Origin of the sequence: Rhodopirellula sp. JB055, assembly GCF_043100905.1 — a bacterium.
Lineage (GTDB): Bacteria > Planctomycetota > Planctomycetia > Pirellulales > Pirellulaceae > Rhodopirellula.
In genome coordinates, this window is the sequence record NZ_JBICHO010000175.1 from 1 (window position 1) to 11,052 (window position 11,052).

Sequence of the window (11,052 nt, forward strand, 5' to 3'; positions counted from 1 at the left end):
AGCGCCGGCTTAACGCGTCGCGTGAAAACAGATGCCGCCGCTCCGCGGCTGTTGCTTTGTCTTTTCCGCACCCCAGACCTTGGGTTGAAACCCAAGGCTAGCGGATGTCACCGCTCCGCGGTTCGGTCGAACAACGCATCCACGCAAGAGTCACGGAGTGACGGCAGCCGACCAGCCTTGGGTTTCAACCCAAGGTCCCAAGACGCCACACTCAACCAACCAGTCGCGGAGCGACGACAGTCGACGATCGATAAGGGGACGACGATCGATAAAGGGACGACGATCGATAAGGGGACGGGGGTCTATTGCTGTTTGGAAGTCCGACACTCGACTGATTATTGACCGCGAGATACCTCACAACCTAAGGCTGCATCCATTCGCAGCCAAAAAAAATTACCATCAACGGCGAGAGCCTGACCATCAATCACTAGGTCAAGGGTAACCCAAAAAGCCCCCGTCCTTTTGATCCGGCCTTCGCATTAGTGAAGGATCGCATTGTCGGTCAAGAAGTCGTTCGCTGAGCAATGAGCCAGACATGGCTCAGAGTCGAGTTCAGGACGCTCGTGCGACGGAACTGGTCGCTTCCACGGCGACGTGGTTGTCGATTCGCCAGAGGACTCCGGCTTGGCGGATGGCGGGCACCAATTGCTGCCTCAATTTCGCGCTCGGCAGCGTGCCGTCCAAGAGGATCGTGGATTCGTGAACGGAAATCTTTAGCTGGCTCGCATAGCGGCCAAGCGACTCGTGTTCCTGGAACATGCCCTCGATACGCTGCAGCGTCCGCTGGACCTGACACTCGGACTGGGTCGCTTCCAAAAGTTGGCTCATGACATCGGTGCCCCGTGGTGGGTTGGATCGGTGAACGCAGGTTTCGCACCCGTTCAAAATCGACAGAACAACTCTGCATCTCAATTCGCAAGGACGACGAACGAACGGTCCACCACGGGATTGAATGCAAAGAATGCTTTCTACCAACGCAATCTTCGTACCAGTTGTTCCGTTTATCCGGCGGCTATCTCTGCGTCGGCCGATTGTTCAGTGAAGAGATGTCGCCCGGCAACACCTTGAAAGTCGGCATCGAGAGGATCTCCATCGTTTTCAATCGCATCGTCGCGTGACCCACTTCCAAATTCACGCCAGGCTTGCCGAGCGCCGTCGTTTGCTGCAATCGAGCCGGACGCGTGGGAGCCCCAAACACCGTGAACAAGTCCTTGGCCGCGGCGTAACCGCAGCGATCCGCGGTGACGGTGTAAGCCGATTTGTCGGTCCGTGTTCGGAACAACACCCCGCCCGACGCCTCGATTTCCCAAGCCGTGGTGGTTCTTCCCATGGTGCGTTGCCGAAACGGAACGCTGGGATCGACCGCAATCCGCAGGGCATCGCAATCGATGGTGGATTCGCCTTCGGACAACAGATCCATCCGGCTGGCGTCCATCAAAGTCTCGAAGTCCGGCAGGTTTTGCTGGGCCACTCGCACGCCTCGCCGAAACGTCAACGTCTTGGCCAACAAGTCGCCCTGCATCGACTCCTGGAAGATCAGGTGAACCCCCATGATCGTCGGCTCGGAGTTGTTGCCTGCTTGCGGAGCCGAACCGTTGGCGTCCTCGATCATGCCGGGATTCCAAGCGGATGATCGCGAATCGGGCACGCCGCTTGGTGATCTCGTGGCGTTGCCCGCGGGATTGGAATTGGCAGAAGCATTGTTGGCCAACAAATTCCCACCATTCGCGTTTCGCAACCAAGCCCGATAAGAACCTGGCCCCGGCGCGATGATCATTCCCGAGGCACCTTCGCTGGTCGAAACCGGAGCGACGCCCGCGGCGTTCTGCACGGCTGGGTTGGGCTCCGCACCCGGCACCCACGCGAGGCGTGACGTTTGCAAATGATGCCGCGACTCATGCACGCCATCGCGAGCGAATTGATCCACGGTCAACTCCACCGGCTGCGATCCCGTTTGGACCAAAGCAATTTCCGCGATTCCCGATTTTTTGAAACTAGCGGGTGTTCGCAGGTGGATCGGATCGGTCAGCGTCCACATCAACTGGTCGCCACGCATCTGAATCTCGTTCGTCGATTCGTCTTGGGTGATCACCGTGTCGAGCACCACACCGCCCGCCAGCGTCGCGACCTTGCCATCGAACGTCAGAGAACCACCAAAGCGACAACGTGGGGGTCGCGACCACCGCGCGGTCGATTGAGTTGGATTGCGAGACGCGACCGAGAGTGCAGGCAACATGTGCGATGGCAGAACAAACTGCCCCGCATCATTGACCCAAACGAAGTTGTCTTCCGGCCGGACTTGGATTTGGGGACCGATGAAATATCCGTCGCCCATCTGAAATCGTGCCGGCACGGTGGGCGTGCCGGTCAGTTCCATCACATCGCTGGCACCACCATCGCGAAAACGCAGTTTCTCTCCGGTCAACGTTGCCAACAAGGTCGTCGGTGCCGCGTCGGCACCGCCATGCATCGGTGCTTTGGCGGCTCGAGTCTTCATGGGGTGCGTGACTTCGATGCCACCAGTCACGCTAAGGTCCGTCGCGGTCAAGTCTCCGCCGTCCATCGACAATGTCGCGGCCACCATATCACCACGAATCGTCGCTGGCTGCTGAGATGCGTTGGGGCCCGTTTGATCGCGCACGGCGGTGTTGGACGAATCAGGTTGCCGGACCCAATTGCGAATGGGATCGTCACTTCCCTGTTCTCTTCGTCCGTTTTTGGCTTCGATTCCATGTTGAAAAAAGAGATGCATGCGGTTCGTACGAGCTCGCAGAGACGACGAATTGATTTGCACGTTGCCGATTGCAGCCAAACTTTCCGGCAACCATTTTTGGTCCAAGGAACCCTCGGACTTTTGAGACGTCCCCAGGCGTTTGGGCTTGGTATCGGCAACGGGGCTCAAGATGCCTTCCACGCGGTCCGCTAAAAACGAGCCTCCGTCGGCCAGCATCGCATGCAGTTGACCTTCGCACCAAACGGCAAAGTTGACCTGCATTTGATCCGGAGTCGCAATGCCTTGAGGTTCGATTTGCAAACCGGTTTGCCAAGCGAATGACCGCATCGCGGAACCCGCCGCATGATGAAAGACACGTCCACTGCCTTCGACGGTGATGGTTCCCAATTGTTTGGGCTCGGCGGGATTGAAACGGTAACGGATCTGTGACAGGAAGGCTTCCAAGTCACCACGTTGCAATCGCACATAGTCTCGATTGGGATCATTCGTCGTCGCACGATTGGGATGAACCACACCGGCAGCATCCGCAGCGGCAACAGGATCGGCGACCAGCCAACCTTCCACCGGATCGAACAGAACGCGGCCGGCGGTCATTCCAAACGCTTGCGAACGAATGTCCATTTGCACGGGAGAACCAGTCGCTTCAACGCGATCGATCCAATCCATTGCATCGTCGCGTCGCAACTTGGAATTGAGTGGATCACGCAGCGTCATCACCAATGAATCACAACGAAAACGATCGATCCAGTCGTCTCGCCGAGGAGAAATCTGGTTGGTTGTTTCGATGGCTGACGCGGGCAAACGCATCAACTCCACGTCTTGGTTCATGCTCAACTGATCCAGAGCAAAGTCATACTGAATCATGTTGCCACAGCGAACTTCGACCACGCCTTTGGGATCGTCTTGCGAAGGATCGTTCGGGTCATCCAGTGGCAAAGAAAGCTTTTGCAGGTACACCAACTCCAAGCGGTCCAAGGTGCCGGTGACATCGTTGGATCGGCCCGCAGAAGCGGCCAAATGCAATGTCAGGACACGCCCGATCATCGTGGCTCGACCAACTTGCATGTGAATGGGATCGTTCGTCCAAATCGTGCGGCGATCGATACCGACGTTGGACGTGCGAATGTGCAGAACCGAATCCGACGCGTCCTTGGGATTCGGTGGTTCAGCGGCAATCCCACGCACTTGGTAGGCCGACGACGCCAAATCCGCGGCGTCACCGGTGGGCTGCGTCGATCGCTGGATGATCACTTCGCCGCGAAGTTGGCCTCGTTCAATCGAGGGCGCCACCCCGCTCATCACATCCAGCGGGGCATCAAACTTGATCGAGGCCCCCTCGGAGGCGGTGATCAAGATCGGCTCTTTCGAACCCTCCTCACTCAGCCCACGGCCGATAACGATTGTGATCGGCTTGAGCTCCCAAGTTTGCCCGTCCTTTTGCGTGCAGGTTTTGCACAACAGCATCCCGTCGTCGGTCTTCAAACGAATCGTTCGGCCGCGTTGCCAATCGGAATCAGCAAACAGATCGTCCAAGTTGCCATCGCCACCGCTTACCTTGGGTGGAGCCACCGGCGCAGCAACGATTTCAGGTGGCGTCAACCACGCCGCCACGGTGACTTGATAGAGCCCAGCCGATGCCACCAACACACACAGGCCGACCAAGTAGTCGCGCAACTGCGTCAGCATGGAGGGTCTTTCGAAACAGGTGGCCAACTGTTTCCAGCACGCATCAAACGCTCGATCAATTCCCGCACCGCACCCGTTCCACCAGCCAGACGAGTGATCCAGTGCGCGGCTTCGCGAGCATCGATGGAGGCGTCGTCCGGGGCGGCAGCCAATCCCACACGCGTCATCACCGTGATGTCGGGCACGTCATCACCGATGTAACAAACCTCTTCGGGAGTGACCTTCATCGCGGCCATCATCTCGGTTGCGGATTGCCATTTGTCGCTGGAATTCTGGACCACATGCTCGATGCCCAACTCCTTGGCTCGACGCGTCAACGCATCGCTGTGGCGAGCCGTGATGATTCCAAAATGCAAGCCCGAGTTCATCCAGGCTTTGATGCCATACCCGTCGCGAACGTGAAACGTTTTGGTTTCCGCGCCGCTGGAGTCGTAATACAACTTGCCGTCACTCAACACGCCATCGACGTCCGACAAAATGCATTTGATTTTGCCGGCGATGTCACGATCCGAAATCATGGGATGGCGGGAGGACAAATCAGTCTCCAGAAGTGATGGGAATGCAACGAGGCCCATCTTCACCAGATGAGTCGTCTTGATGGAAAGAGGATGTGACAGGGCTGGATGGCGTCGAGGAACGGACATCGCCGGTCGCGACCAAATCCGTGATGTCGATCATGCCAACGGGACGCTGGTCCGAATCCACCACCGGCAATTCGCTGATTTTGCGCTGCGACAAAATCTCAATCGCCCGCGGCAGACGTTCGTCGTCCGCGATGCAAATCGGATGCTTGGTCATGAACTGTACGATCGGTTCGTCCAAGCTGGTTTCTTGACGTTGTTGCAGCAACCGAGCCAGATCGCTGTCGGTGAAGATCCCTGCCAATCGCTCGCTGTCATCGAGCAAGAGAATCGCTCCGCTTCGTCGCCCACCACCTCCAATCATCATGGCTTCGCGAATGGAGATCGTTTGGGGCGCGACACGGCATTCGGCCAGTGGACGCATGGCTTGCCGCACATCGGCCAGCTTTCGTCCCAAGGCACCACCGGGATGAAAACGAGCGAAGTCATCGGGCGAGAAGCCGCACAAACGCGATGCCAAAACCGCTATCGCGTCTCCCACGGCCAACATCACCGACGTGGAACTGGTGGGAGCCAAACCGTCTGGACAGGCTTCCCGGTGCCGCCCGATCGGGACGACATGATCGGCCAGTTCGGCCAGCGGATTCTCACGATCGGCGGTGACGGCGATGATCCCGCAGGCCTGGTGTTTCAGGTACTCGACCACGCGAACCACTTCTTCGCTGCGGCCCGAATTGGAAAAGGCGATGACCAAATCTTTGGATTGAACGCGTCCGAGATCGCCGTGCACGGCCTCGATCGGATGCAGAAAGTGAGCAGGCGATCCGGTGCTGGCCAACGTCGCGACCAGTTTTTGAGCGATCAAGCCGGCTTTCCCGACCCCGGTCAAAACGATCGATCCTTCGCAGCGGCTGATCCAAGCAGCGGCTTCTGCAGCATCCGACGAAGCGATCGCAGCGGCTTTTTGGATTGCGTCCGCTTCTCGCAGCATGGTCTCGCGGACCAAACGAATTTGGTCCAACGGCGAAAGCGGCGTCAACGTCGAAATGGACGCGTTGTGATTGAGTTGAGGTTGTGGAGCCACAATCGCTTCCTTGCTCTTGTCGCGGGTCATCGGTGCCTCGAACGCGGTTTCGGGGCATTCTCAACGCGCGACGATACTGAAAACGTTGCCGCCATCGCAAGGTGAACCCAGGACCGCGTGAAACACAGAAACACAGAAACACAGAAACACAGAAACACAGAAACACAGAAACACAGAAACACAGAAACACAGAAACACAGAAACACAGATCACAGATCACTGATCACTGATCACTGATCACTGGTTCGACCCCGCTTCGCTTTCGGGCCAAGCTGGCTGGTGATTCAGTGCTTCCTGCGAGAACGGAGTGCCAATCACAACCCGACGCGTGAGTTTTGAAGTTGCGTTTTTGCGTGGGGCATTGGGTTTTTCGTAACCCGACGCGTCAGCGAGGGACCGCATGCCATCGCAACGAGCCGGTGGGTCCCTCGCTGACGCGTCGGGTTGTGAGAAAATCGCAACTTCAAAACGCGTGAGCGAGGGACCACATCGCGTTCCTCGCTCACCGGCTTCTTGATTTTGTTGTCGATCGGCACGCTCTTGGCCAACATCCGCCACGACGCCAGTCATGGACCAGGCGTTTCTAAGCCGTTGTCGCTGGGGCGACCATGTCTCGAAGCAGAGGGCTGTAGCCGGCCAACGGTCCCAAATCGGCGGGCTCATTGTTTCGCTCCGCCAAAAACGTCTTGTAATACAACGCGATCATCAGCAAGTCCGCGTCGATGTCGGGGCGAAAGTCAAACCGTTCGATCAATGGCCGGGTCAAGTGACGGGCGATTTCTCGGCGGCGAGCCGGGGTCAAGTAATGACGTCGCTCGGCGTAGATCGCCAGCGTTCTCGCCATGCTCCGCGAAATCGCGTAATCGCCAGGAATGAACGTCGCCAGCGGTGCCACTCGCGGATCATCAATCTTGGCCACCGGCAATTGCCACATTTTTTCGTCGATGATGACCATCGTGCCCGCGGCGATGTCACCCAACCGCTGCATTCGCCGGGTGCTGATCACACAAATCAGTCCCACCATGCCCGTGGGGATCAGAAACACGGGCGGGATGTTCTCATCCAAACTGCTGAGCGCTGCGACGGGAGCCAGGTCGGCAATCCGCAGCAAATTCCGCAACACCGCACGTTTCCCTTTGATCGGGCACCCATCGACATCGATCACTCGAATGCCGCACGCCCATTTCCCGATCGTGCGTCCATTGAAGAACGCTTCCATCGCCGCCCCATAGAACCAACTGATCAAAAAGTAACTGATGATTCCCGCCGCGAAGGCGAACGAGCCGAGGCTCTGCAAACCTGACAGACCCACAAACAACAGCAAGAACAACACAATCGCGGCGATCACGGCAGCTCGCACAAAAATATCAATGACATAAGCCGGCAACCGTCGGAACGGGCCCGCCAATTGATATTCAAACGCAATGTTCTCAGGGGTCACAACGCCGATGGTTGTGTCGAGCGGTCGCTGGGATTCAGCGTCGAGTTGATTTTCATTGCGTGGCATGGTGGTGCTACTATATCAAGCTTTCCCCCCTTCATCCCACCTCAGACGTCGATCGCGAGCTTGTTTTGAAATCCCCTGAATCGGAACGCCGAGATCCGCCCACGCATTGGTGGCGAATCCTGACCAACATTGGCCCTGGACTGATCATTGCCGGATCCATCGTCGGCAGCGGCGAACTGATCGCGACCACCAAAACAGGTGCCGAAGCCGGGTTCACGCTGCTGTGGTTGATCCTGCTGGGATGCGTGGTCAAAGTCTTCACGCAAGTCGAAATGGGGCGTTACACGCTCAGCAGCGGCAAAACATCCCTGCAAGCTTTCAACGAACTTCCCGGTCCGCGACTGGGCCGCCACGGCAATTGGTTGGTCTGGGCTTGGGCGGTCATGTGGTTGGCCAGCATTGGTCAACAAGGTGGGATTGTCGGCAGCGTCGGCCAAGCGGTCGCGCTCACCATGCCGGCCACCGCCCATGGTGTCTCCGAAAACCGAGTCGCCGACGCCGAGCAATTGCTGACGTTCCAACGATACGCCGCCCGATCCGAATCCAGCCGTTCCGCGGAAGAAGCCACCACGCCTCTCAATGAACTCAATGCCCGCGAAGCAGAAGTGGTCGCATTGCGAATCGCTCACGAATTGGAACACGGCCAACATGAACCGCCGGATATCAAACTTTGGGCGACGATCATCACCATCGCGACCAGCGTCTTGCTGTTCATTGGCCGGTATGGATTGATCCAAACGTTCAGCACGGTCTTGGTTGGATCGTTCACGCTGCTCACTCTCATCAACTTGTTTTTATTGCAGGGCGAAGTCGACTACCGCGTCACGGCACAAGAATTCTTTTCTGGATTGAAAGGTGCCTTGCCCTCTTCTGGAGACAGCAGCACAGCCGTCGCGACCGCCTTGGCCACGTTCGGCATCATCGGTGTGGGTGCCGGTGAGTTGATTGCGTACCCGTATTGGTGCCTCGAAAAAGGGTACGCCAAGTTCACTGGAAAGAATGACGGCACGCCCGAGTGGCGAGAACGTGCGACCGGATGGATGCGCGTGATGCAGGTGGACGCCTGGGGATCGATGTTGGTCTACACCTTTGCCACCGTTGCGTTCTACTTGCTCGGTGCCGCGGTGCTGCACCGTGTCGGACTGAACCCCGAGAAATCCGATTTGGTCCGAACGTTGGCCGTGATGTATGTGCCTGTGTTTTCGAACTGGGCCGCGGGGTTGTTTCTGTTCGGCGCGATCGCAGTGCTGTACAGCACGTTCTTTGTCGCCTGCGCCGGGCACGCTCGCGTATTCTCGGACGCGCTGCGAGTGGTCGGATGGATCGATGACAGCCAGGCGACGCGAGACAAATGGGTGCGTGGCCTCGGGGCGTTCTTCCCGATCATGAGCCTGGTGTTTTACCTCGCATTTCCCTCCCCGGCCAAATTGGTGCTGATCAGCGGAGTCACCCAAGGCGTGGTGCTGCCGATGATCGCCGGAGCGGCCATTTGGTTTCGCTACCGACGATCCGTCGACGCCCTGCGTCCGGGCAAGTTGTGGGACGTGATGCTGTGGTTGTCCGGCATCGCCATGTTGATCACCGGTGTCTGGACCATCGTCGCCACCGTGACCTGAATGCCAACATCAACCTGAACGTAGCCGGATTCGCCAAGAATTCGGACCGCGTTTGCGCACCAAATAGGCCAGGTCATTACCTGGCACCACAGCCGATGCTTTGGAACAAAGCGAGGCGTCAATCCACCCCTCGCGAATTCGACCCGGTAACGGCCTGTCAGATCGCCAGGTGGAACCTGGCCTACAACAACTCGGCGGCTTGGTCGCACAAAGAGGCAGCTTCTTCCGCTGTGGGGGCTTCCGCGATCATGCGGACGATCGGTTCCGTGTTGCTGCCACGAACGAGCAACCAACGATCCGACCATTGCAAACGCATCCCGTCGCCTCGGGTTGCTTCCGCGTCGCTAAACTTGGCTTCCAGTTTGTCAAACACCGCTGGCAGTCGATCGGCTGACACGCCCGCTTTGCTCTTGTGAATGCTGAGTTGCGGGAGCTCATCGGCCAACTCACTGAGAGGCTTCCCGGTTCGTGCCAAGAGCGCCAACGTTTGCGCCATGCCAACAAAGCTGTCGCGAACGTAGCCCACCGTCGGATCGATCGGTCCGCCGTTGCCTTCACCCCCATAGACCGCCTGTTTCGCGATCATCAAATCACACACGTTGGCTTCGCCCACCGCGCTGCGAAACGTCTCGACGCCATGCTGTTTCGCGATCAACGTGCTCATCGAACTGGTCGCCCCGTTGATCACGATCGGTCCTGACGTGCGACCGGTTTCCATGGCTTGTCGGACGCACAACGCCAACGTGCATTCTTCGCCGATGTAGCGTCCGGTTTCATCGATCAACGCCAACCGATCCGCGTCCGGGTCTTGGCAGAAACCGACCACGCAGTTGCGTCCTGTCACGTCAGCCGAAATGCCTTGCAGGTTCTCGGCAGTGGGCTCGGGGGTGTGAGCGAATTTCCCAGTAGGCTCATGCCCCATCGCTTCGACGGTGCATCCCAACGCTTCGAGCAACCGCACGCCGAGCAGGCCGCCTGCGCCGTGGTTGCTGTCGATCAGCACGCGAAATGGTTTGGCCTTGATCGCATCAACGTCGACCGTCGCCAAGACCTTTGCGAGGTGAGCCGCGTGGGGGTCGTCGATGGAGCTGACTTCACCGATTTTGTCGTACGTCGCCCGTTGGTTCGTCCCAGCGAAATAGGCGTCACGAATTTTGGCTCCCGATTCGGCGTCGAGGACTCGCCCGTCGCCGCCAAACAATTTGATCCCGTTGTATTCCGGTGGGTTGTGGCTGGCCGAGATCGCGATCGCGCCGACGGCACCTAGCTCCCGAACCAGCACACCAATCGTGGGTGTCGCGGCGACATCCGCGTCGATCACATCGCGTCCCGAGGCTGTCAGTGCGGAAACGATGGCACTGCGGAGCATCGGTCCCGTCGTGCGTCCATCGCGTCCAATCACAATTTTGCCCGCGGGCATCGAAGCCGAGAACGCGGCCGCAAAACGCATGGCGACTTCGGGTGTCAAGGTTTCACCCAAGACGCCACGAAGACCGCTGACACTGATAATCAATTCACTCATGGGACACGCAAGGAGACTGGATCGAGGAAGCAGGCAGTGATGACAGCAACGGGCCGCCGACGGCAGACCTTCTGTCACGAGGTTCAGGGGGAGCATCGTACCAGGGACACGGGAATTCGCGTATATTCCCGCCAGACATTCATTTTCTGCTGCAGCGGCCCCGTCTGCCGCGTTTCGCGATCGTTATCTGACCACCATGCTCACATGTCTTCGAGGAAGCCGGCTAATCGACCCGTCGGCCCCAGGAGCCTAACCGGGTGGCGAGATCGCGGATCTTTGGTGGCAAGACGGGCGTTTTGTTTACACCCCAGAACCCGGAACC

General features: G+C 58.3%; 7 protein-coding genes. 1 reads left to right on the forward strand and 6 read right to left on the reverse strand.

Translation table 11 applies throughout. The features are described from left to right. Positions 1-552: 552 nt before the first annotated feature. From ACF8AM_RS07165 to ACF8AM_RS07185, 5 genes are all read right to left on the reverse strand, one after another. Positions 553-828, reverse strand: coding sequence for a hypothetical protein (locus ACF8AM_RS07165; protein WP_392554972.1), 276 nt, complete (start codon positions 826-828; stop codon positions 553-555). Positions 829-1,012: 184 nt separating this feature from the next. After that, positions 1,013-4,420, reverse strand: coding sequence for a hypothetical protein (locus ACF8AM_RS07170; protein ID WP_392554973.1), 3,408 nt, complete (start codon positions 4,418-4,420; stop codon positions 1,013-1,015). Next, entirely contained in the window at positions 4,414-4,938 is a 525-nt protein-coding gene (locus tag ACF8AM_RS07175) for a KdsC family phosphatase (RefSeq protein ID WP_392554978.1), read from the reverse strand. The genes ACF8AM_RS07170 and ACF8AM_RS07175 overlap by 7 nt, the downstream gene beginning before the upstream one ends. 19 nt (positions 4,939-4,957) lie before the next feature. Further along, a complete protein-coding gene (locus ACF8AM_RS07180) occupies positions 4,958-6,115 on the reverse strand; it encodes an SIS domain-containing protein (protein ID WP_392554974.1) in 1,158 nt (385 codons plus the stop codon). Between the two features lie 553 nt (positions 6,116-6,668). Next, complete coding sequence (locus tag ACF8AM_RS07185; protein WP_392554975.1) at positions 6,669-7,592, reverse strand: RDD family protein; 924 nt, start codon at positions 7,590-7,592, stop codon at positions 6,669-6,671. Positions 7,593-7,657: 65 nt separating this feature from the next. Between ACF8AM_RS07185 and ACF8AM_RS07190 the strand changes: the two genes are divergently transcribed. Next, positions 7,658-9,208, forward strand: a complete 1,551-nt coding sequence (locus ACF8AM_RS07190; RefSeq protein ID WP_392554976.1) for an Nramp family divalent metal transporter — start codon at positions 7,658-7,660, stop codon at positions 9,206-9,208. Positions 9,209-9,389: 181 nt separating this feature from the next. On the opposite strand, the gene glmM is transcribed toward ACF8AM_RS07190, so the two are convergent. Continuing rightward, positions 9,390-10,730 carry a phosphoglucosamine mutase gene (glmM, locus tag ACF8AM_RS07195; protein ID WP_392554977.1) on the reverse strand — a complete coding sequence of 447 codons (1,341 nt, stop codon included), beginning with the start codon at positions 10,728-10,730 and terminating at the stop codon, positions 9,390-9,392. Positions 10,731-11,052: the final 322 nt, after the last annotated feature.